This is a genomic window from Pseudoalteromonas sp. SCSIO 43101, assembly GCF_023650775.1.
Taxonomy (GTDB): Bacteria; Pseudomonadota; Gammaproteobacteria; order Enterobacterales; family Alteromonadaceae; genus Pseudoalteromonas; species Pseudoalteromonas apostichopi.
The window spans coordinates 2,433,485-2,455,212 of sequence record NZ_CP072673.1 but is presented as its reverse complement, the minus strand read 5'-3'; the positions used below and the strand labels follow the sequence as shown (position 1 = coordinate 2,455,212).

General features: G+C 40.2%; 18 protein-coding genes and 1 other RNA gene. 12 read left to right on the top strand and 7 right to left on the bottom strand.

Annotated features, from left to right (window positions below):
• The first annotated feature begins 249 nt into the window (after positions 1 to 249).
• From lpxB to J8Z25_RS11405, 6 genes are all read left to right on the top strand, one after another.
• Entirely contained in the window at positions 250 to 1,407 is a 1,158-nt protein-coding gene (gene lpxB / locus J8Z25_RS11430) for a lipid-A-disaccharide synthase (protein ID WP_167658371.1), read from the top strand.
• Positions 1,397 to 2,002 (top strand): ribonuclease HII, encoded by a 606-nt coding sequence (rnhB, locus tag J8Z25_RS11425; protein ID WP_130051029.1) that lies wholly within the window; start codon positions 1,397 to 1,399, stop codon positions 2,000 to 2,002. Before lpxB ends, rnhB begins: the two co-directional genes overlap by 11 nt.
• Positions 2,002 to 5,493, top strand: a complete 3,492-nt coding sequence (gene dnaE / locus J8Z25_RS11420; RefSeq protein WP_250661065.1) for a DNA polymerase III subunit alpha — start codon at positions 2,002 to 2,004, stop codon at positions 5,491 to 5,493. The genes rnhB and dnaE overlap by 1 nt, the downstream gene beginning before the upstream one ends.
• Before the next feature lie 16 nt (positions 5,494 to 5,509).
• The gene (gene accA / locus J8Z25_RS11415) at positions 5,510 to 6,466 is read left to right on the top strand and encodes an acetyl-CoA carboxylase carboxyl transferase subunit alpha (protein ID WP_130051031.1); all 957 of its coding nucleotides are present in this window, start codon (positions 5,510 to 5,512) and stop codon (positions 6,464 to 6,466) included.
• 90 nt (positions 6,467 to 6,556) lie between these two features.
• A complete protein-coding gene (gene tilS, locus J8Z25_RS11410) occupies positions 6,557 to 7,867 on the top strand; it encodes a tRNA lysidine(34) synthetase TilS (protein WP_130051032.1) in 1,311 nt (436 codons plus the stop codon).
• The gene (locus J8Z25_RS11405) at positions 7,860 to 8,204 is read left to right on the top strand and encodes a hypothetical protein (RefSeq protein ID WP_167658369.1); all 345 of its coding nucleotides are present in this window, start codon (positions 7,860 to 7,862) and stop codon (positions 8,202 to 8,204) included. Before tilS ends, J8Z25_RS11405 begins: the two co-directional genes overlap by 8 nt.
• A gap of 25 nt (positions 8,205 to 8,229) precedes the next feature.
• Here J8Z25_RS11405 and J8Z25_RS11400 read toward each other — a convergent pair whose 3' ends face one another.
• Positions 8,230 to 9,126, bottom strand: a complete 897-nt coding sequence (locus J8Z25_RS11400; RefSeq protein WP_167658368.1) for a GGDEF domain-containing protein — start codon at positions 9,124 to 9,126, stop codon at positions 8,230 to 8,232.
• 139 nt (positions 9,127 to 9,265) lie between these two features.
• Between J8Z25_RS11400 and J8Z25_RS11395 the strand changes: the two genes are divergently transcribed.
• A complete protein-coding gene (locus J8Z25_RS11395) occupies positions 9,266 to 11,239 on the top strand; it encodes a monovalent cation:proton antiporter family protein (RefSeq protein ID WP_167658367.1) in 1,974 nt (657 codons plus the stop codon).
• Here the strand turns inward: J8Z25_RS11395 and J8Z25_RS11390 are convergent, their stop codons facing one another.
• A complete protein-coding gene (locus J8Z25_RS11390) occupies positions 11,240 to 12,385 on the bottom strand; it encodes a patatin-like phospholipase family protein (RefSeq protein ID WP_130051036.1) in 1,146 nt (381 codons plus the stop codon). It lies immediately after the preceding gene.
• 134 nt (positions 12,386 to 12,519) lie between these two features.
• Here J8Z25_RS11390 and J8Z25_RS11385 point away from each other — a divergent pair, with 134 nt between their 5' ends.
• Entirely contained in the window at positions 12,520 to 13,389 is an 870-nt protein-coding gene (locus J8Z25_RS11385; protein ID WP_250661064.1) for a DUF3014 domain-containing protein, read from the top strand.
• A 136-nt stretch (positions 13,390 to 13,525) separates the two neighbouring features.
• An RNA gene (ffs, locus tag J8Z25_RS11380) (signal recognition particle sRNA small type) lies at positions 13,526 to 13,622 on the top strand.
• A gap of 664 nt (positions 13,623 to 14,286) precedes the next feature.
• Here ffs and J8Z25_RS11375 read toward each other — a convergent pair.
• The 5 genes from J8Z25_RS11375 to J8Z25_RS11355 form a co-directional block, all read right to left on the bottom strand.
• Positions 14,287 to 14,571 (bottom strand): hypothetical protein, encoded by a 285-nt coding sequence (locus J8Z25_RS11375; protein WP_130051038.1) that lies wholly within the window; start codon positions 14,569 to 14,571, stop codon positions 14,287 to 14,289.
• 1 nt (position 14,572) lies between these two features.
• Complete coding sequence (locus J8Z25_RS11370; RefSeq protein WP_130051039.1) at positions 14,573 to 14,896, bottom strand: winged helix-turn-helix domain-containing protein; 324 nt, start codon at positions 14,894 to 14,896, stop codon at positions 14,573 to 14,575.
• A 419-nt stretch (positions 14,897 to 15,315) separates the two neighbouring features.
• A complete protein-coding gene (locus J8Z25_RS11365; protein ID WP_250661063.1) occupies positions 15,316 to 16,695 on the bottom strand; it encodes an alpha-amylase family glycosyl hydrolase in 1,380 nt (459 codons plus the stop codon).
• Between the two features lie 245 nt (positions 16,696 to 16,940).
• On the bottom strand, positions 16,941 to 17,141 hold the full coding sequence (locus tag J8Z25_RS11360) for a hypothetical protein (protein WP_130051041.1): 201 nt from the start codon (positions 17,139 to 17,141) through the stop codon (positions 16,941 to 16,943).
• A gap of 274 nt (positions 17,142 to 17,415) precedes the next feature.
• Complete coding sequence (locus J8Z25_RS11355; protein ID WP_250661062.1) at positions 17,416 to 19,206, bottom strand: ATP-binding protein; 1,791 nt, start codon at positions 19,204 to 19,206, stop codon at positions 17,416 to 17,418.
• Positions 19,207 to 19,488: 282 nt separating this feature from the next.
• Between J8Z25_RS11355 and J8Z25_RS11350 the strand changes: the two genes are divergently transcribed.
• From J8Z25_RS11350 to J8Z25_RS11340, 3 genes are all read left to right on the top strand, one after another.
• Positions 19,489 to 19,788, top strand: coding sequence for a hypothetical protein (locus tag J8Z25_RS11350; protein WP_130051043.1), 300 nt, complete (start codon positions 19,489 to 19,491; stop codon positions 19,786 to 19,788).
• A gap of 194 nt (positions 19,789 to 19,982) precedes the next feature.
• Positions 19,983 to 20,828: an HDOD domain-containing protein gene (locus J8Z25_RS11345; protein WP_130051044.1), complete on the top strand. Its 846-nt coding sequence runs from the start codon at positions 19,983 to 19,985 to the stop codon at positions 20,826 to 20,828.
• 152 nt (positions 20,829 to 20,980) lie between these two features.
• Positions 20,981 to 21,703 carry an SIMPL domain-containing protein gene (locus J8Z25_RS11340; protein WP_250661061.1) on the top strand — a complete coding sequence of 241 codons (723 nt, stop codon included), beginning with the start codon at positions 20,981 to 20,983 and terminating at the stop codon, positions 21,701 to 21,703.
• Positions 21,704 to 21,728: the final 25 nt, after the last annotated feature.

Here is a 21,728-nt window from a genome sequence, read left to right as displayed (position 1 = left end):
CTCTAAAATTTCAAATATTTAATCGTTATAAAAAGCCTGTTAGCTATGGCTTATTTTATTCTTTTTCATATATTTTTTTTAGCAAGCGGCAATAAACCTGCACGATTCGCGCTTAAGAAGCTCAATCATTGAGCAAGTAAGCACGCTAATTTCGATTTCTAGTATTTATTAACTCTGTGACATTTATCCGACTGCTAAAACACGGTAAACTCATTTTTATTAGTGCCAAAAGTTGCGAATTATCAACGAATGAAAGAACATACAAAGCCGTTACGTATTGCCTTGGTGGCAGGTGAGTTATCTGGTGATATTTTAGGTGAAGGGCTAATAAAAGCACTTAAACGCCGTTTTCCGGATGCCATATTTGAAGGGATTGCGGGCCCGCGTATGCAAGCGGCTGGCTGTAAAACATTATTCGATATGGATGAATTATCGGTAATGGGTTTAGTTGAGGTACTTGGCCGGTTACCTCGCTTACTTAAAATACGCAAACAATTGGTGCAACATTTTATCGACAATCCACCGGATGTATTTATTGGTATTGATGCGCCTGACTTTAATTTACGTGTTGAAAAACCGCTAAAAGAAGCAGGCATTAAAACAGTACAATATGTTAGTCCATCAGTGTGGGCGTGGCGTGAAAAACGTATTCATAAAATCAGTGCAGCCACAAATTTAGTGTTGGCATTATTACCGTTTGAAAAAGCCTTTTACGATAAACACGGTGTACCATGTACTTTTGTTGGGCACACGCTTGCCGATGATATTGCACTTGAGCATGACCAAACCGAGGCTCGTAACAAACTTGGTTTAGCACAAACAGATAAAGTGCTAGCGTTATTACCGGGTAGCCGTGGTTCTGAAGTGGGGCTTTTAAGCGAAACCTACATCGAAACGGCATCTAAACTACAAGCACAAAATCCTGATCTTAAAATTGTGGTGCCATTAGTTAATGAGAAACGAAAAGCACAGTTTTGTGAAATTTTAGAAAAAACAGATCCAGAGCTAAAACTGCAATTATTGGATGGTCAGTCAAACCTTGCAATGCAAGCAGCGGATGCCATTTTACTTGCCTCAGGAACCGCAACACTTGAAGGCATGTTGTATAAAAAGCCGATGGTCGTGGGCTACAAAATTAAGCCTATGAGTTATTGGATATTCAAAACATTATTCACTTTTAACATTAAATATTTCTCGTTGCCTAACTTATTAGCCAATGAAGAACTAGTACCAGAATACCTACAATCAGAGTGTAATGTTGATAACTTATCAGCTGCGCTAACACCTATGTTGAATACGGATAACAGTGAACTAAAAGCGCGCTTTTTAGCCATCCATAAAGACATAAGATTAAATGCCAATGAACAAGCTGCAGCAGCAGTCGCGGAGTTACTAAATGCAAATTGAACGACCGAATGTTAATTATATTGCTGGTGTAGATGAAGTTGGCCGTGGTCCATTGGTCGGTGATGTTGTTACCGCTGCGGTGATACTCGACCCAAATAAGCCTATTGCAGGTTTAACCGATTCTAAAAAGTTATCAGACAAAAAACGTCAATTATTGGCTGCAGAAATAAAAGAAAAAGCGCTGTGTTATGCCATTGGTCGCTGTAGCCCAAGTGAAATTGACGAATTAAATATATTGCACGCCACTATGCTAGCAATGAGTCGCGCAGTTGAAGGCTTAAGTGTTAAACCTGAGTTTGTTTTTATTGATGGCAACCGTGTGCCAAGCCAACTGACAGTTCCAGCACAGGCGGTAGTAAAAGGCGATAGCTTGGTCGAAGAGATTTCAGCTGCTTCTATTTTAGCTAAAGTTGCCCGTGATGATGAAATGATTGAGCTTGATAAGCGTTATCCTGATTATGGCTTTGCAGGCCACAAAGGCTATCCGACTAAAGCGCACTTTGCGGCACTCGAACAATACGGTGCAATTGCAGAACATCGTAAAAGCTTTAAACCTGTTCAGCGCATTTTGGCGTTAAAAGGAGAGCAATTGTAATGCCAGCGCCGCAATTTGTTCACTTACGTGTTCACTCAGATTTCTCAATGGTGGATGGTCTAGCTAAAACTAAGCCGATTGTAGCTAAAGCAGAAGAGCTGCAAATGCCTGCATTGGCTATTACCGATCAGATGAACTTATGTGGTTTGGTGCGTTTTTATGGTGCTGCCCATGGTGCCGGTATTAAGCCAATTGTCGGCGCTGATTTTTGGTTAAGAAGCCCTGAATTTGAAGACGAACCTAGTCGTATTACCATCTTAGCGAAAGATAACGAAGGCTATAAAAACCTTACTTTATTGATCTCTAAAGCATATCAGCGCGGACATTTATTTCATCGCCCTGTGGTTGACCGTGAATGGCTGGTGGAGCACAAAAATGGCCTAATCTTATTATCTGGTGCGAAAGATGGTGACTTAGGTAAAGCCCTATTAAAAGGTAACCCTGGGCTCATTGAATCGGTAGTTAGCTTTTATAAGCAGCATTTTAGCGATCATTATTACATTGAGCTTATTCGTACTGAGCGTGCTTTAGAAGAAGACTATTTACACCTAGCTGTTGAGCTTGCCGCAAAAGAGCAGTTACCCGTGGTGGCAACTAACGAAGTAGTGTTTTTAAAACCAGAAAACTTTGAAGCCCACGAAATCCGAGTTGCAATCCATGACGGTTACACATTAGAAGATAAACGTAGACCAAAACGCTTTTCTGAGCAGCAATATCTTAAAACAGCGGAGCAAATGGCTGAGCTATTTAGCGATATTCCAGAAGCGTTAGAAAACACCGTTGAAATTGCCAAGCGCTGTAATGTGACCGTGCAGCTAGGGACTTACTTCTTACCAGATTATCCAACTGGATCGCTGAAAATTGACGACTTCTTGGTAAAGGTTTCTGAAGATGGTCTTGAAGAGCGTTTACAGTTTTTATTCCCCGATGAGCAAGAGCGTAAAGAAAAACGTGTTGAGTATGATGAGCGTCTAAAAATAGAGCTCGAGGTAATCAACCAAATGGGGTTCCCTGGTTACTTCTTGATCGTAATGGAGTTCATCCAGTGGAGTAAAGATAACAATATTCCGGTAGGACCAGGGCGTGGTTCTGGTGCTGGTTCGTTGGTTGCTTATGCACTAAAGATTACCGACCTTGATCCGTTAGAATTTGACTTACTATTCGAACGTTTCTTGAACCCTGAGCGTATCTCAATGCCCGACTTTGATGTCGACTTCTGTATGGACCGACGCGATGAGGTAATCGATCACGTAGCGGCGCTTTATGGTCGTGACGCGGTATCTCAGATCATCACTTTTGGTACCATGGCCGCAAAAGCGGTTATTCGGGATGTAGGCCGTGTATTAGGTCACCCTTACGGCTTTGTTGATCGTATTTCGAAATTAGTACCGGGCGATCCGGGTATGACCTTAGCTAAAGCCTTTGATGTTGAGCCACGTTTACAAGAAGCCTACGACGGTGATGAAGAGGTAAAAGAACTTATCGATATGTGTCGCATCCTTGAAGGGTGTACACGTAATGCCGGTAAACACGCTGGTGGTGTTGTAATATCTCCAACTACTATCACTGACTTTGCGGCCCTTTATTGTGATGATGAAGGTAAATTCCCAGTAACGCAATTTGATAAAAACGATGTTGAGACGGCAGGCTTAGTTAAGTTCGACTTCTTAGGTCTAAGAACGTTAACTATCTTGCAGTGGGCGCTTGATATGACTAATGAGCGCTTAGCCCGAGAGGGGAAAGAGCCGGTTGATATCAACGCTATTCCTCTTGATGATAAGCCAAGTATTGAGTTACTGCTACGCGCCGAAACCACCGCGGTATTCCAGCTAGAATCTCGTGGTATGAAAGATTTGATTCGCCGTCTGAAACCCGACTGTTTCGAAGATATGATCGCACTGGTAGCACTATTCCGCCCAGGTCCATTGCAATCAGGCATGGTAGATAACTTTATCGACCGTAAGCATGGTCGAGAAGAAATATCCTACCCAGATGTGCAATGGCAACATGAAAGTCTGCAGCCAATATTAGAGCCAACCTACGGTATCATTCTATACCAAGAACAAGTAATGCAGATTGCGCAGGTTCTAGCAGGTTATACGCTAGGTGGCGCTGATATGTTGCGTCGTGCGATGGGTAAGAAAAAGCCAGAGGAGATGGCAAAGCAACGTTCAACCTTCGAAGAAGGAGCTGTTAATAACGGAGTTGACGGCGAACTTGCAATGAAAATCTTCGACTTGGTAGAGAAGTTCGCAGGTTATGGTTTTAACAAATCTCACTCAGCTGCTTATGCCTTAGTATCGTACCAAACACTGTGGATGAAAACCCACTACCCAGCAGAATTTATGGCTGCGGTAATGTCGGCGGATATGGATAACACCGATAAAATTGTTACCTTGGTAGATGAATGTGAAAACATGAAACTGACCTTGCTACCACCAGATGTAAATGCCGGTGAGTACAAGTTTACGGTTAATCTACAAGGTGAAATTGTCTACGGTATCGGTGCAATTAAAGGGGTCGGTGAGGCGCCTGTTGAAGCTATTTTAGAAGCTCGTAGCGAAGGTGGTCCGTTTAAAGACTTATTTGATTTTTGTGCCCGTGTTGACTTAAAGCGTTTAAATAAGCGTGTTGTTGAAAAGCTTATTTATGCCGGAGCACTCGATCAACTTGGCCCAGATAAAACACAGCCTGGTCGTGCTACCTTATTGGCTAGTTTAAAAGATGCAATGCGAGCAGCCTATCAGCATCATAAGGCTGAGTCACTAGGGCAGGCAGATTTATTTGGTTTACTTGCGACAGAGCCAGATGAAGTTGAACAAGCATTCATTAAAGCAACTGATTTAACCGACAATGAGTGGCTTGATGGTGAGAAAGAAACCTTAGGCCTGTATTTAACTGGCCACCCAATTAATCAGTATCGTAAAGAGTTAAAACACTATACAACGGGAAGACTAGTCGATTTACAGCCAACTAATCGCGATGTGCAGTCCACAGCTGCAGGCTTAGTGATTTCTGCCCGAACCCTGATAAACAAAAAGGGAAATCGTTGGGGTCTTGTAACTTTAGATGACAAGAGTGCCCGTATTGATGTACGCTTATTCCCAGAACAGTTTGAAATGTACCAAGATTTGCTGCAAGTAAACAATATCTTGGTAATATCAGGACAGGTCAGCTTTGATAACTTCTCCGGTGGCATTACAATGACCGCTAGAGACATATGCACCATCGCTGAGGCGCGAGAAAAACGTATAAAAGCGATTAAAATGACCTTAAATATGGTGCAGATCGAGGCGAACTTCTTCGATAATTTACAAAAAGTACTGGAACCTTATAAGTTTGGTACTTGTCCTATTAAAGTATTCTATCAACGTCCGGATGCGTTGGCTGAGATTACTTTAGGAACCGAATGGTGTGTTACGCCGAGCGATGACTTAATTCACAAGTTATCGCTTATGGCGGCGCAAGATGTAGAACTAGAATTTAATTAATTAGGTAGTTTAGAGCATGAGCCTCAATTATCTTGATTTTGAGCTTCCAATTGCAGAATTAGAAGCAAAAATTGAAGAATTACAAAATGTAAGCCGCGCTGGCGAATTAGACCTTGGATTAGAAGAGGAAGTCAGTCGATTAAAAGAGAAAAGTGCTGAAATGAAAGAGAAAATTTTCTCTGAATTAGGTGCTTGGCAGGTTTCTCAGTTAGCCCGTCATCCGTTGCGTCCTTATACTCGTGATTACATCGAGCGTATTTTCACGGAATTTGACGAACTAGCAGGCGACCGTACTTTTGCTAACGACCCAGCTATTTTAGGCGGTGTTGCACGTTTTGATGGTCAACCAGTGATGGTTATTGGCCAACAAAAAGGTCGTGATACTGCAGAAAAAATTAAACGCAACTTTGGTATGCCAAAGCCAGAAGGTTACCGTAAAGCACTACGCTTAATGGAAATGGCTGAGCGTTTCAAAATGCCAATCATGACATTCATCGACACGCCAGGTGCATACCCAGGTGTTGGTGCAGAAGAGCGTGGTCAAAGTGAAGCTATTGCTCGTAACCTTAAAGTAATGGCTGCATTAAAAGTACCAACCATCTGTACTGTGATCGGTGAAGGTGGTTCTGGTGGTGCATTAGCAATTGGTGTGGGTGACCGCGTTAACATGTTGCAATACAGCACTTACTCAGTTATTTCACCAGAAGGTTGTGCATCAATCTTATGGAAAAGCGCAGACAAGGCACCATTAGCTGCAGAAGCAATGGGTGTAACTGCTGCACGTGTTAAAGAGCTTGATTTAATCAACAACGTAATTGATGAGCCGCTAGGTGGCGCACATCGCAATTATGATGCCATGGCTCGTAACCTTAAAAACCAACTTAAGCGTGATCTTGCTGAGTTACAAGGCCTTTCACTTGATGAAATGCTTGATCAGCGTTACAAGCGTTTAATGTCGTTTGGTTATTGCTAACACAGCAAATAAATGAAAAAAGCCGCTTTTGCGGCTTTTTTTGTTTTATAATGCAGATAACTCAGGCGCTTATATACTCATTGGTTATTAATGCAAACATCAGGTTTATATCACCATTTTTTAGCACAATTACAGCCTTTGCTGAACGCTCAGCAACGCTACTTTAGTGTCGCCTTATCAGGTGGTGTTGACTCTGTCGTGTTATTACATCTAATGAGCTTAGCTCGAAAACAGCATCCTGAACTTGAACTTGAAGCCGTGTATGTTAATCATGGTTTGAGTGAACATGCTTATGAGTGGCAAGTATTTTGTAAATCGCTATGCGAAGAGCTAGGTGTGACATTTAAAGCGTTGCAGGTTGAAATTATTGAACGCTCGCGTACTTCACTCGAAGCACAAGCTCGAGAGGCAAGATACCAAGCTCTCGATGAGCACTGTTTGGTTGGTAGTGTAATTCTGCTTGGTCAGCACTTAAATGACCAACTTGAAACTTTCTTATTACGGCTTAAACGCGGCTCAGGCTTACAGGGCTTGGCATCGATGCAACAAAAGCGATTATTAGCTTCTGGGCGAGTTTGCTTTAGGCCACTGATAGATATTACTCGTGAGCAAATAGAGCAGTTTGCCGATGAGTTTGCCATTACCCACATCACCGATGACTCAAATGTTGATGAACGCTTTGACCGTAATTTTTTACGTCATCAGGTAATGCCTACTTTAACTGAACGCTTTCAAGGCTTTGAAAAAAGTGCAGCGCGTAGTATTCGACTGTTACAGCAACAGCAATCGTTACTTGATGAGTATACCCAAAACGATCTTGCAAACTGTCAAAATAAGTATAAAGGCTTAAGTTGTGCGGCAATTGCTGATTTTAGTAAGCCCAGACAAGCTAACCTAGTGCGTGCGTGGCTTAATCAGTTTACGTATCAGTTACCTTCTGAAAATCAACTGCAGCAAATTATCGAGCAAGGCTTAACGGCAAAAGCCGATGCGCAGTTAAAAATCTGTTTGCAAAGCGGCGATGTTCGTCGTCATCAGCAATATTTGTATTTTGTGACGGAGCAAGCAATACCACAGGCAATGGATATTGCTTTGCAAAGCGTTGAACTTACAGATGGCCGCAAATTAATTGTCAAAGCGGGCAAAGGTGTTAGGAAACCTCAAAAAGATGAGCGAGTAAGGGTTGAGTTTAATAAACCACAAGCGCGCATAAAGCCTTTGCATAAACCTGGCTCAAATACCTTAAAACATTGGTTTAAAGATGCCAAAGTTGCCCCTTGGCTTCGTGCGCAGACACCACTTATTTTTTATAATGATCAACTTGTGCAAGTTGTTGGCTACTTTGTTAGTGAGCAGCACAGTGTTGAAGATGGAATTATCTGGGAGACACCCTATGAGTGAACAACCACATGTAGGTTTATCGCTAGTTAATAAAGCACCACTAGGCTTTGTGTTATCTGTGTTAGTGGCTGTTATTGCTGGTTTTGCCTATGCAGAACTGACTTTAAACACACTTTTTTATGCGCTAGCTGGCGGCATAGTTTGTTCAATATTGCTGCTAGGCTATTGGTCAGGTAAAGGCGGTATTTTCTTTATTTTAGGCGTGCTTACGCCATTGGCTTTAGTGATGGTATCGCCCCTTACCAACATGGCTGCTTTGCTTTACTTATTAACTGGCTTCTTTGCTGGTTTTTGGTTAGTACTACTTGGTTATAAATTTATAAACAAAAAAGCCTAGCGGGGGATGCTAGGCTTTTACTTGATTAGTAAGCTCGTGCGCAATTTCTGCCTGCTGCTTTTGCCTTATAAAGGCCTTTATCAGCACGTGCGAATACTTCATTTTCGCAGTCTTGGTTATTGGCGAGTGTATAACCAATACTAGAAGAAACACTATATTTTTTCATTAAGCTGGAATCTTCTACTAGTTTCATAATGCGTTCTGCAACCACTTTATTGGTTGTAAATTCGGGGTCATCAATTAATAACGCGAATTCGTCTCCGCCAAAGCGAAAAATTGAGTCTGTTCCACGCACGCTGCAACGCAAAACTTCAGCAAATTCTTGTAAAACATCGTCGCCAATTTTATGACCATAGGTATCGTTAACTTGTTTAAAGTTATCTAAATCAAGCAGCATTAAACTAAACGGACGATGTTGTCGGCGGCAACGCTCTAATTTTTGTGCCAAGCTGTCATTAAATTGACTACGGTTGTTTAAGCCAGTTAGTGCATCTTTAGTAGCCAAGCGTAATACGCGGGTGTACATAAGTGCGTTACGTAACGGATAAACAAGGACTGCATGAAGCATTTTTAGTTTAGCTTCAATTGCCTTGCCCATAGGAAATTGGCTAAAGTAAATTAATTGCCCTAATCGTTCACTTTCGATATCTAAATCAAAAGAGTAGGGTGTTTGACTGGTATCGCTTCCAGCACTTTGTGACACTCCGAGCGCAGATTGAAACTGTAACCCAGATAAATTGATTAATTGTTTTGCGTGCTCGGCAAAAATAGTCAAAATTTCTTCGATTGATAACGTGGTTTGTAGCCTCGCGACCAAGTCTTGTGGATTATTCGTTTCATTTATTCGGTAATGCTCTGCCGAAAACGGCAGAAACTCGCCTCGCGCAGACACCCGCTGCGTCAAAATATGGACATTTTCCATGATAATTCTCCCCCCGGAGTGTTTTGATACTCATACTTAGCGAGATTTGTGCCACATTTTTAAACTGGCTGAAAAACAGATGGTTGCTATATTTAAAGGAGGGTACAGCTTTATCATCAAGTAGAAAGGAGTTTATTGCTTGCAAAATGTGCTGATTCAAGTGTTTGGCTTGCTCGTCGCTGCCGTATTATTTGTTTGGTTCTTCAAACGAATTGGTTTACCACCTATTCTTGCTTATCTTGCTACAGGCTTGTTGGCGGGTAGTCATGGTATAGGCTGGATGGCGCAAAGCCATGAAATGCATTTTGTTGCTGAGCTAGGCATTGTGTTCTTATTGTTTAGTTTAGGGCTTGAGTTTTCATTGCCGCGTTTAATGGCGATGCGCAACATTGTATTTGGCCTTGGATCCTTGCAGGTGGTGGTAACCAGTATTGTGTTTATGCTGGTTTTACTATTGTTGGAGCACAGCCTTTTAAATAGTTTTACTATTGCCAGTTTGATGGCACTGTCTTCAACGGCGGTGGTGGTTAAGTTGCTTAAAGAATCAGGAGATTTAAATCAGCGCCGCGGTCAGCTGGCAATCGGGGTGTTGCTATTTCAAGATATTGCTGTTGTTCCTCTGCTCATTGTTTATCCTTTACTAGCTCAAAGTGGCTCTGAAGAAATTGTTGGCGCACTTGCTTTTGCTCTCACCAAAGGTGCCTTGGTGTGTATTTTGTTGTTTGGTATAGGTAAGTGGATTTTACCTAAAGTGTTTAGCGAAATAGCGCTAGTAAGAACCGATGAGCTATTTATGCTAACGACCTTACTGGTTGCCTTATTTGCCGCAGGTCTAACTTACTTATTTGGCTTATCAATGGCGTTAGGGGCTTTCTTAGCTGGTATGATGTTGGGTGAAAGTCATTATCGACACCAATTAGAAGCCGATATTAGGCCTTTTCGCGATATTTTAATGGGGCTATTTTTTGTTACTGTAGGTATGCAGTTAGATGTGCTTTATGTGCTAAATAGCTGGTACTGGATCATCACCGTATTAATTGGCTTGTTACTGTTTAAAATTGCAGTGCTCGCGATTTCTGCTCAAGTGATGGGTGAACGTAAGCAAGATGCTGTATCGGCAGGTATAATGCTTTGGCAAATGGGGGAGTTCGGTTTTGTATTAATAGCGCTTGCTTCGCAGCATTTATTAATAAGCTCAGAGCAAGCTTCATTTTTAATTGCAGTTGGCGTGCTTTCAATGGCGTTAACGCCTTACCTCATTGATAAAACCCCCCTTATTCTTAAAAAACTGGGTCTTTTGAGCCACACAGGTCAGTACTGGCAACAGCCTGCGACCAGCAGTCCTTTGTATCAAAATCATGTGGTGATCTGTGGCTTTTCTCGCGTAGGCCAAACTGTTGCACGTTTTTTAAAACCTGAAGCTATTGAGTATGTAGCGGTAGAAAGTAACCCTATCTTGCTGCAAGAAGCTAAAGCAGCTGGCGAGCCTGTTATATTTGGCCATGTAAATCAAAAAGATATTTTAAAATCAGCTGGTGTAGAGCGTGCAAGACTAGTGATCATTACTTTTACAGATTTTGAGCAAACTCAAATAGTTGTAGATGCCATTAAGCAAATTGCGCCTGATGTTAAAATACTTGTAAGGATGCGTGATGATACAGAACTTGAAACCCTTAAAGAGCTTGGTGTTACTGAAGTTGTGCCAGAGACGCTGGAAGCAAGCTTAATGTTGGTGTCACATGTGCTTTATATGTCTGGCGTGCCGATGACGCGAATTATTCGCCGTGTTAGTAAAGAAAGGCGTAATCGCTATAAGTTTCTACATGGTTTTTTCACTGGTGATAAACTTGATGGTGAAGAGGCGAGCTCAGACAGACTTGAGTATCTGCATGTTATTGCGTTGCCTGAGCATGCTTATGCGGTAAATCAGAAAATTAGCGAGCTAAAGCTTGAGCAGCGCCGCGTGTCGGTTAGAGCACTGCGCCGACAAGACCGCGAAATTGACGCTCCTTCACCACAAACTATTTTACTGGCCGGCGATATTTTAGTGCTCCAAGGTAAACCTCGGCGAGTAGAGCGGGTAGAGCGCTTTTTACTCGATGGTATGGAGTAGCTACTCCAACTCTAAGAATTTGCGAATTTCTGGTAGTTTATTGAGACCATCTTGGTAGCCAATTTCAATTAGCTTTTGGGTATAGCGTTTCTCAAAGAGCAAGTAGCTGGTTAAACTTGATTGAGAACGCTTTTTCACACCTATCATGCGCAGTAGTAATTTGATTGCCATGGGCATATCATCATAAAACTGAGCAGCAATCGCATTGAAGTTTTGCGATGGATTGATGACGCATGTTTCGATTTGTTTTAGTTCCTGGTGCTTGTCGCGGGCAGGCAATAGGCTCAAAGTGCGATTGATACGTTGTAAGCGCTCTAAATCAGACTGTAGCGTGTCTGTGAACACACTGTCGAGTAAGTGACCAGCAATATTAGAAAGACCTGGGTAATGGGGTTGATAACCCGGTGGGTGCAACTCTTTTGGCTCATCAACACCAATAATAAAGATTTTCTCAGCACCTAAATGTATTGACGGGCTAAGCGGCGAGAGTTGGTGAATAGAGCCGTCACCAAAATAGTGGTTATAAACATTTACACTTGGGAACACCATAGGAATGGCACTTGATGCCATTAAGTGCTCAACATTAATGCGGGTTGCTTGGCCTTCACGCTTTGCTCTGCGCCAAGGATTTTGTGTCAGTGACTGAAAAAACGCTACAGAGTCGCCAGTGGTATAACTTGAAGCCGTAATTGAAACTGCATCTAAATAGTTTTTATGTAGGTTTCGTTCAATACGCGATAAATCGAGTATTTCGTGCAGTAGTTTTCTAAGTGGCTTATTGTTTAATAAGCTCGCTGGTGGGTGGTTTATATGTTCAGATTGAAAGCTTGTCAGCATGTTGCGAGTAATATGCAAAAACACACTTAAAAAGTCACTTTTATATACTTGAGAAGTAGAAAAGTTCTTCCAAACCCATTCAAGTTTTTTACATGCTAAGTGCGCACAAGATGCATAACAAGCTAATGCTGCAGAATTAATTGCGCCAGCTGATGTCCCATTAATAATAGTAAAGGGCAGCGGTGCTGTTCGAGGCATGCTTTGCGTTATCGCTTTAAGTACACCGACTTGATAAGCCGCTCGTGCGCCACCACCTGTTAGTAATAAAGCGATTTTAGAGTGTTGTGTTTTTTTTAACTTACTGCTCATGGTTGCATTTAAATAGTTGTGCGTCTTTACTTTATTTATCAACTGTAAGTCTTTAAGCTAGAAGAAGCAAAGATTAGCTCAAGGCTAAATGGTTTTTTCGTATTTTTATCTGTTTTATTTTTAAGGGAGTGTCTATGTCGGAGCATTCGTCAGAACCTGAAGTACAAAAAGGTTCATCAAATAATAACCTCATTTTTGCGGTTGTTATTCTTATCCTTATCGCTGGTGTAGCAGCGTTTATTTTATTAAAGCCTGAAGATAAACCAGTTCAAGTTGTTGAAGACATTGTTACTGAAGAAGTACCTGTTGTGGAATATCAAGAACCAGAAGCAGAGTCAGAACCAGAAGTTACAAACCCTGAACCAGAGCCTGTTGTAGTAGATACAGCTCCAGAGCGCACTCCTGAGCCAGTTCCTGAAGTTAAGCCATTACCAACCTTAAATGAAAGTGATGAAGTTGTTGTTGCTCGCATGGATGAATTACTAAGTGACCAAGTGATGAGTTTAATGGTGACTGATGATCTTATTCGTCGTGGTGTTGTGTATGTTGATAACATTGCAAAAGGTAAAGTAGCATTAAGTCATGCTCCTGTTGAGCGCCCTAAGGAGTCGTTCAAAGTCATAGAAGGTGATATTTTAACAATTGATCCAAATAGCTATGAGCGCTATACGCCTTATGTGAAACTCTTTACAAGCTTAAGTGCTGCGCAAGTGATTCGTATGTATGATGAATATAAACCTCTTATCAACGAAGCTTATGCAGAAATTGGCTACGAAGGTGATGCATTTACTGGGACTTTAGAAGAAGCTATTGATGTGCTTCTAGATACGCCAGAACCAAAAGGTGATATGCCACTAGTTCGTAACTCAGTCACTTATCAATACGCATACTCTGAATGGGAAAATCTTCCTGATGCGCAAAAACAATTGCTGCGCATGGGGCCAGAAAATATGAAAAAAGTGAAATCAGCTTTACGCAACATAAAAGCTGAACTTGAAAAGTAAGTAATTACCCCTCTAAATACAGTGCGATTGTATACCAAGTATGCAATCGCACTTTCTTTTTCGAATACCCCTTGAATAACAGGCTAAAAGTAGAGATAATCCCTCCCGCGCCAAACAAGGCCCTCAATGGTAGTCTTATTGGTCCTCTCGCAACACTAGCAGGTGAACCTGGTCAGGCCCGGAAGGGAGCAGCCACAGCGTGTGACGTGTGTGCCGAGATGCGGCTGGTAAGACTGCCACCCAAAATCCTATTTGGGTGACTTTCTTTATTTTCATTATCTTTTTCAAGTTTTAATACTCTGTTGTAATCCAATATTTATCTGATTTTATTTTAATTGCTCTAGATGCTTGGCTTTTTCAGTCCAAGACGCGGTGCCGTGTTTATGTGCAATAGTATTTGGATGGTATTGTTGCTTATGCCTTAATGCGGTTCGTTAGGCTTGCTGTGCAATTTGACAGACTTAATTTTTGTATGGTTTTTGATAAGTGAGGAGTCTAGAGTTCTTAAAATAGGTCAAACTGCTGCTTGTATTTATGCATGTTCAATGGTGGTGGCACTGTGGGTGTTAGGCAGGTGTATAGTGAGCGCCTTAATGCTCCCTAAAACTTAAGTGAATTGGGAATGCTTTATTGTCCCAATAGTAAGTATAGAAAGGTAACCTTCTTTCAAGAACTCTTTCAGAATTAATGTAAGATTCAAATGATAAGAATGAAAAGTATAGCCCTTGTCTATACTTTTCTAATCTTGAAATGAAACAGAAAACGATGAATAAAATTAAGAATGTCAGGCTCAAAATGAAGAGCTTAAAGTCGACGTAAAACAGCACCAATGTTAACAACGAAAGTGCTAAAGAATGATTGATAATTCTTAATTTGTTTTTTTTGAGTATTATCATTTTAGTTACTTGTTACATAGTTTATGTAATCAATTTCTTCTCTATTTAATGCTTTTTCTTCAGTGTCGTTATGATGCATTGCATCATTAAGAAAAGTAGAGCTGAGCTTAATAAAGTTTATTTTGTCTTCAAGTGATGTGTTATCTAGGCCTGCGAGAAGTAGTTTGCTGGAGAGCTCTGAAATAGATGCTCGGTTATTTCTCGCGAAGTTGAGACGTGGTAAAGAGTCAATAACAAGTATTAAGTTAACAATAGACTCATCTATATTCTTGTCCAATACGTTCATTTTATTCTCTCCTTATATTTATTAACTTGAAACCGACTCCTCTCACACTTTCAATAATGTAGCTGGTGTCATTCAAGATAATTCTTAACTGATAAATTGAAACATTTACATTGCCAATAACAGCTTTCTGTTCTGGCCAACCAATCCTTAGTAATTCGTACCTATTAACTGTTTTTCCAATATTCCGATAAAGAACCTCAAAAACCCTAAATGTGGCAGGGCTGACTCTGTATTTTTTTCCATAAATAGTCAGGCTTCCGTAATCAAAAATAAGAGGTTTGTTTTTGATTGGAGCTTGGCTGGTTCCTGAGTGTTCTGATTTCATCTTATCCTCCGTATCCAAATATGGTACTTGGTTTAATTGTCATATCAATAATTATTAAAAGTATTAAAACCATTAAAAATATTAAATTACTAAACGATTAAATTACTAAACCGCTAAATTCTTAAGGTTATGAAATTACTATGTTTATTTAAAATATTGAAATTTTCAAACTTTAAAGATGAGTAGTATGAAATGAAAATTCATTAATGAAAAAGTATCAATTTTGGCGCGGTGGTTACTCGATCTAGAAATGAAAAAAATAGTAGATAACTGGCCTAATCTAGCGTTAGACAGTCGTATTAGCGCCATTGCTTTTACTAAACTATTTCTATACTTAATAATAAAAAAAGGTGCAGTAGCACCTTTTTTTATAAGAATTGATAAAGGAATTCATGCTCTCTTAAGTGCACTCAAAATTGTTATTTCGCGAATACTTTAAACCCCCAAGCAGGCAGGGTTAGTGTTGAGCTTTCAGTAAACTCAACTATTTCTTTAGAAAGTACTTCTTTATATTTTCCTGTAAACAACGGCTCTTTAAAGCTGACAGTTTTAGGCTCTTTTGAAAGATTGAATACGGCAAATACTTTATCGTTTCCTTTTGCACGAACAAAGCTAAGCACCTGCTTAGGTGCGGTGTTTGGTACATGTACCATGCGGCCGCCAAATTGACCATTCCACAGGGCTTCATTGTTATGTTTGAGTGCAAATAGCGATTGGTATAAATCACCGATAGGGTGCTTTTGCCACTTTATTGGATCGCGTTCGAAAAAGGCGAGTCGTTTATCGTTGCCAGCTTCTTGTCCGTTATAAATCATCGGGAAACCTTCGCCGATCACAGAAAGTGTAATTACAGCTTCAAGTGCATCGCCGTAGTTTTCGAACATGGTGCCTTCCCATGCATTGGTGTCGTGATTTGCAACACCTACAAGGCGGTACGCCTCGGCCGGGAATGCACTTTCATTCCATGAATAATAAAGGAAGAGAGCGCTGACATCGGCATGAGCATTTACGATATTATGCATATGCTTAGACCATGACCAAGCGTAAGTCATATCGAATGCTTTAGCATGTAAATCACGAGATTCCCACTCAGCCAGCATTAAAACAGGCTTTATTTCATCAAGCTCACGGCGAACGTTATTCCAAAAGTCGACGGGTACAAAGCCTGCCACATCACAGCGATAGCCATCAATACCTACTTCTTTTACCCAGTATTTCATTGATTCAGTCATATACTTACGCAGCGCTGGCTTTGAATAATCAAAATCGATAATGTCAGACCAGTCCCACCAAGGCGTTGGCCTAAAGTTTCCTTGATAATCACGCTCGTACCAATCAGGGTGCTCATAGCGAAGCCAATTATCCCAGGCACTGTGATTCGCTACCCAATCTAAAATAACATACATACCCATTTCATGAGCTTTATCAACAAAGGCTTTTAGATCATTCAATGTGCCAAATTCAGGGTTTACTTTACGGTAATCTTTTACAGAATAAGGGCTACCTAAACTGCCCTTGCGATTTTCTTCGCCAATAGGGTTAATGGGCATGAGCCAAATAATATCTACACCTAATGCTTTTAAGCGAGGCAGCTGTTGCTGTGCTGCAATAAAGGTTCCTTCTGGAGTAAATTGGCGAGTATTTAATTGATAAAGTACCGCATTTTTTGACCATTCAGGATGAGTTATTTTTACATAGGGTTCTGGTTCATAGGCACTTTTTGTACTTGTGGTTTGTGAACATGCAGCGAGTAAGCTCAGTGTAAATATAAGCAAGCTTTTGGTAAGAAGTGAATTCATGTCAGACCTTGTTGTCAATTTAAATTGTGTGTACTAACAAACAGTCTGATAAATATATACCCAAGGTTTGTGTGTAACAAATTTGTACATACGTATTCACAGTATATTTACGTAATCGATTAAGTTCATCTTTCAAAAGTGTATTTAAAGGGCTAGGAAGGTAAAAACTTAAATGATTAAACCGGGTCGGGTATATGTTAAAACGACAGCAATGCATAGCCAAGCTGTCGTTTAAATATGCTGAGCTAGGCTGAAATCATAAAAGCAGATTTACTGGCATCCCAGCTGATCAGTTTTTTAATTTCTAGCTCTTTTAAAATGGTTAGTAATTCAGAGTCACTTAGACAACAGCCTTGTTTTAATGTATCGAGTGATATCTCTTTATTACGGCTATGAAGCTTAGAGGCCAACATAATACGGTAGATTAATTTTGACTTACGGTTCATAACGCATCTCCTCCACATTTTTGTTTATAGCAATTAGTTTGCTACTTGGTTTTATAATTTGGTCTAATGTGTACTGATGGTTTTTTCGACTATGGGGGATCTTTTTAGCTAAGTCAATTAATATCGAATGATATTTGTACAGCGCTATAAGAGAGGGAGTTAGTAGTAATCTACAAATATAACTCATTGAAAATATGTAATAAGTTACGCTTTTAAAAATTGGTATATTTATAAGAAATTAAAAATCAGAGGGTTATCGCTGTACTATAAAAGCTTAGTCAATGAGCTCATCGCGGCTAACTGCAATTGCATCATGCAGCGCTTTAAATAGTAAATGCTTTTCAATGGGTTTGCCTACGTGGCCATTAAAACCACAGTTCATGTATTCGATTATATTTTCTTTCATCACGTTGGCAGTCAAGGCAATAACGGGAATCTCTTTATCAATACTACGAATATGGGAGCAGGCTTCTATCCCCCCCATAATTGGCATTTGTATATCCATTAAAACTAAAATGGGGTTAAGTTGTTTAAATAACTCGACTGCTTCAGCACCATCTTTTGCAAAATGAAGATCTGCGTTGGTTTCAGCTAGCATCGACTTGATGATCATAGTATTGAGCGGGTTATCTTCAGCAATTAATAAGGTTTTAGCCGATAAATCAGGTGCGGTTACATCAGTAAAGCTATCATTTAAGTGTTGCTTTTCAGAGACTTTGAGTGGTAAATAAACGGTGAAATGGGTGCCTTTACCGAGTGCGCTGTCTACATCAATACGGCCGTTCATACGGTTAATGAGATTAGCGGTGATCGACATTCCTAATCCTGTGCCGCCAAAACGCCGCGTTATGCTGTTATCGGCTTGCTGAAAACGGTTAAACAGGTGCATTAAACCCTCTTTGCTCATACCAATGCCGGTATCAATCACTTCTATCTCAACACCTTGCTTTTGGATTTGCGAAGATTTATTAATCTTTACTTGCACGCCACCTTGCTCGGTAAATTTAACGGCGTTAGAAACCAGGTTTAAAATAATTTGTCGAACCCGAACTGGGTCTCCTATCCATAAATCTTCAACGTCATCGTCTATATCTATGTTTAATTCAATTGCTTTTTCGTTACAAAGCGGCAGAAAATCAGAATTGATCGACTCAACGACCTTCGACATCGAAAAATCCACCTGTTCAATATAAAGCTCGTTCGCCTCCATTTTCGAAAAGTCTAAAATATCGTTGATAATGGTAAGGAGTGATCGAGAAGAAAACAGCGCCTTAGAAACAACTTCAATATTTTTCGGTTTTTGAATGTTCGGCTGCAAAATTTGTAAAAGCCCCATTATGCCATTAAGTGGGGTGCGTATTTCATGGCTCATATTTGCTAAAAACTCTGATTTTATTCTCGCTCCTTCTACCGCACGCTCAGTGAGCTCAATCTGTTGTTTATATGAGTTTGATAGCTTTCTAAAGTAAATAAGCAATATGTTGGTGAGCAATATGATTGTTAGCACATGCACGATGTAAGCAATTTGAAAGTTTTCATCAATAGCGATGCTTTTATTTTGGAGTATCGAGTTTACATGTTGCTCAAAAGCGGCAAGTGCCTTTAAAGCGGCTGCGTCATCCACTTTTACTGTAGAGTCTATTTGCTCGCTTGTAGCGCCGTTAGTAATCATCTTTAAAACAATATCGACTTTGTCTTCATATTCAATAACCGTTTTTTTAACGTCACTAAGTGCTGTTTTATCGTATTCTTTGATTGCACCAAGTTTGGCAAGGATCTCTTTTATTTCGATGAGTTCCTGTTCAATGGGCGGTAGGTATAGATCTGTATTTTTTCTAAGCACTAGGTTTTTAAAATGGTGAATAAAGCCACCATAACCAAGTCTTTGAATGAGCTTGTCGTGAAGTACATAAACGTTAGCAGCAGTTTTTGAATAGTCATGCCATTGTGAGTCAACATTTCTGTAAAAGAATAAAGAGATAACAGTAAGCGATGTTACTAATGCAATCACGATAATAGCATTCACTTTTAACTTATTTTTTGTATGCTGCAACGCTTTTGTCATCAGTTTACGGCACCTATCCTGTTGTTATTTTAAGCATAGCGTATTTTTATTTGTTCACATAAGAAAGGGTAAAAGTTGTGACGGCTTTTTTATGAAAATATTAAAAGCCCTAAACAAAGGAAAAGTAATCTAACGTGTTCAAAAGCCCTTTGTAAAATAATGATTTGAAATCAATTGATTTAACTGTACTTTTTTCGTACTTGTTGTATCTTAAGTTGGTACGCTATTTTAAGGTTTAATTGAGTGTAGGCTAACACTCATTTGTTAAGTGGAGTAAAGGATATGCACGCACACACAGTCAAAGAATCAGCAGCAACTATTCAATCGGGTGTCGCAAAAGCGGATGGTAAGCTTTTAGTTACTGAACAAGACATTGTTTTTGAACCGTTTAATAAAGAGTTAGGCTTAGGCCCATACAGATTTTCACGAGCGCAAATCAATAACGTTGATAAGTGTTCAGGTAAAGGTGCGGGTATTTTGCCAATCACAGCAGATGGAATTCGCATTACTCTAAATAACAAGGATGTATTTGAGTTCATTTTAGCAAACCCTGATGAGTGGCTAAGCGTACTTGCTCACTAAGCAAACCGCAAACCTTCAAAAAGACGGCATATTATAGCAACGTGTCATAATATGCCGTGTTAGCTTTTTATGAATTAATTCCCTTTCTTCGCAACACATTGATCTCAAACAATACTAAGGCAAACTTCTTAGGTTATTTTACACATCTAAACTATTAAATTGCTCGTTGCTTATTAACGGAGGCTCTTGGGCAAATGATCAACTTAGATGAACAACACCTAGTTTCACTCGAACGCGGTTTTCATATTCCACCTAAACCTGAGCTATTGAGCCAAATTGCCGAAGAAATGCAAAAATCTGATGCAAGCTTAGATAAAGTAGCCAATTTAATATCACGTGACATTAGCCTTTCGGCCTTATTATTAAAAACAATCAACAGCCCCGTGTTTGGCTTACAACGCACCATAAGTGATATACGCCAAGCGGCGATGTTTTTAGGGTTAGATCAGCTTAATCGGCTGGTAACTTTGGCTCTCCTAAAGCAAAACTTTAAAGGCAATGCTTGTATTAGCTTAGAGCGCTTTTGGGATGAATCGGTTGAAGTTGCAAATGCCTGTGTGTTGCTGGGTAATCGTTATAAGTCTTTAATGCCAGTGGATGAGCTTTATTCATTAGGGCTTTTTCATAATGTAGGTATTGCTGCTATGGCATTAAAATTTAGAGATTATGTTGAGGTACTCAAGCAAGCAAACCTAGCCAAAGAGCTCGCAATTACAGACCTTGAACAAGCACGTTATCAGTGTGACCATGCGGTGATTGGCTACTTTATTTCTGTATCATGGCACCTACCTAAGCCACTATGTCACGTTATTTTAAATCATCACAACACGCACTTTTTAGAGCAAAGCAATGATGAGCAGCAGCGTATGGCGTATGCCATTTTAAAGTGCGCAGAGAGTGCTGTGGACTATGCGCGCCACCAACAGTATTCAAGCGAGTGGTTTAAAATTAAAGAGCAATGCTTATCTGAACTTGGCATTGTTGACCAAGATTTTGCAGATATGGTCGAAGATTACGTCGACAATGCGATGGCGAGCTAAAGCTGCTTAGATTTTATTTCCTCTCATCTTAACTTCGATGCGGTAGCGAGTGCAGACTTGCTAACTTTGGTTTTTTTACACTTCATTAAAGCATAGTATTACTATACTTTCATACCGTAGCAAGGCATCATAACTTTTTCTAGGGAGAGGTTATGATGCTTAAATCTTTGTTACTATTGGTTTTATGTACCAGTTCTGTGATGGCTGCAACGAGTTTACCAGATAATCGCCACATCGTTGTTAAAGGTGAGGCTGTTGTGCGTACTGCTCCCGATATGGCTAATATCACGTTAGAGTTTGAATCTGTAAAAGCTGAAAGTTTGCAAGCGAAGCAGCAAGTCGATACGCAAGTGAACAAACTTCTTGCGGGATTAAGCAATTTTTCTATAGACGAAAAAAGTATCTCTGCGGGGCGGATATTTGTTGAGCCCAATATGCGTTATGACGAAAACGATAACCTAGCTAAAGATGGTTTTCGAGCCACGCGTAAGCTCAAAGTCAGCCTTAAACAACTCTCTCTTTTGGATGGTTTCTTAAACTTTGCGCTTAAAGTGGGTGTCAATCAAATCGAGCAAATTCAACTTTTATCAACGAAAGCCTCAGACTACGAGCAAGTCGCTCTGAATAAGGCAGTAGTGAATGCCAAACAACAGGGGAGCAGCCTTGCTAGCGCATTCGAAGCGAAACTTGGTCGAGTGTATAGTATTCAATCGCAAGAGGTAGGTAGTCACTTCGGCTATGGTAGCAACAACAATATTGAACAAATTATGGTAACGGGCTCACGTATTAATGCAGTCCCAGAAGGTAAGTATTTACAAGAATCGATTACCTTCAGAGCAAGTGTCAATGTTGTGTTTGATTTGTTGTTAGAATAATTCTTTCTTTTAAGAATGCTTTTTA

Coding starts and splice junctions, on each gene's coding strand:
- dnaE (WP_250661065.1), top strand. CDS start 2,002: ATGCCAGCGCCGCAATTTGTTCACTTACGTGTTCACTCAGATTTCTCA.
- J8Z25_RS11350 (WP_130051043.1), top strand. CDS start 19,489: ATGCACGCACACACAGTCAAAGAATCAGCAGCAACTATTCAATCGGGT.
- J8Z25_RS11400 (WP_167658368.1), bottom strand. CDS start 9,126: ATGGAAAATGTCCATATTTTGACGCAGCGGGTGTCTGCGCGAGGCGAG.
- J8Z25_RS11390 (WP_130051036.1), bottom strand. CDS start 12,385: ATGAGCAGTAAGTTAAAAAAAACACAACACTCTAAAATCGCTTTATTA.
- rnhB (WP_130051029.1), top strand. CDS start 1,397: ATGCAAATTGAACGACCGAATGTTAATTATATTGCTGGTGTAGATGAA.
- tilS (WP_130051032.1), top strand. CDS start 6,557: ATGCAAACATCAGGTTTATATCACCATTTTTTAGCACAATTACAGCCT.
- J8Z25_RS11355 (WP_250661062.1), bottom strand. CDS start 19,206: ATGACAAAAGCGTTGCAGCATACAAAAAATAAGTTAAAAGTGAATGCT.
- J8Z25_RS11360 (WP_130051041.1), bottom strand. CDS start 17,141: ATGAACCGTAAGTCAAAATTAATCTACCGTATTATGTTGGCCTCTAAG.
- J8Z25_RS11340 (WP_250661061.1), top strand. CDS start 20,981: ATGATGCTTAAATCTTTGTTACTATTGGTTTTATGTACCAGTTCTGTG.
- accA (WP_130051031.1), top strand. CDS start 5,510: ATGAGCCTCAATTATCTTGATTTTGAGCTTCCAATTGCAGAATTAGAA.
- J8Z25_RS11365 (WP_250661063.1), bottom strand. CDS start 16,695: ATGAATTCACTTCTTACCAAAAGCTTGCTTATATTTACACTGAGCTTA.
- J8Z25_RS11385 (WP_250661064.1), top strand. CDS start 12,520: ATGTCGGAGCATTCGTCAGAACCTGAAGTACAAAAAGGTTCATCAAAT.
- lpxB (WP_167658371.1), top strand. CDS start 250: ATGAAAGAACATACAAAGCCGTTACGTATTGCCTTGGTGGCAGGTGAG.
- J8Z25_RS11370 (WP_130051039.1), bottom strand. CDS start 14,896: ATGAAATCAGAACACTCAGGAACCAGCCAAGCTCCAATCAAAAACAAA.
- J8Z25_RS11405 (WP_167658369.1), top strand. CDS start 7,860: ATGAGTGAACAACCACATGTAGGTTTATCGCTAGTTAATAAAGCACCA.
- J8Z25_RS11375 (WP_130051038.1), bottom strand. CDS start 14,571: ATGAACGTATTGGACAAGAATATAGATGAGTCTATTGTTAACTTAATA.
- J8Z25_RS11345 (WP_130051044.1), top strand. CDS start 19,983: ATGATCAACTTAGATGAACAACACCTAGTTTCACTCGAACGCGGTTTT.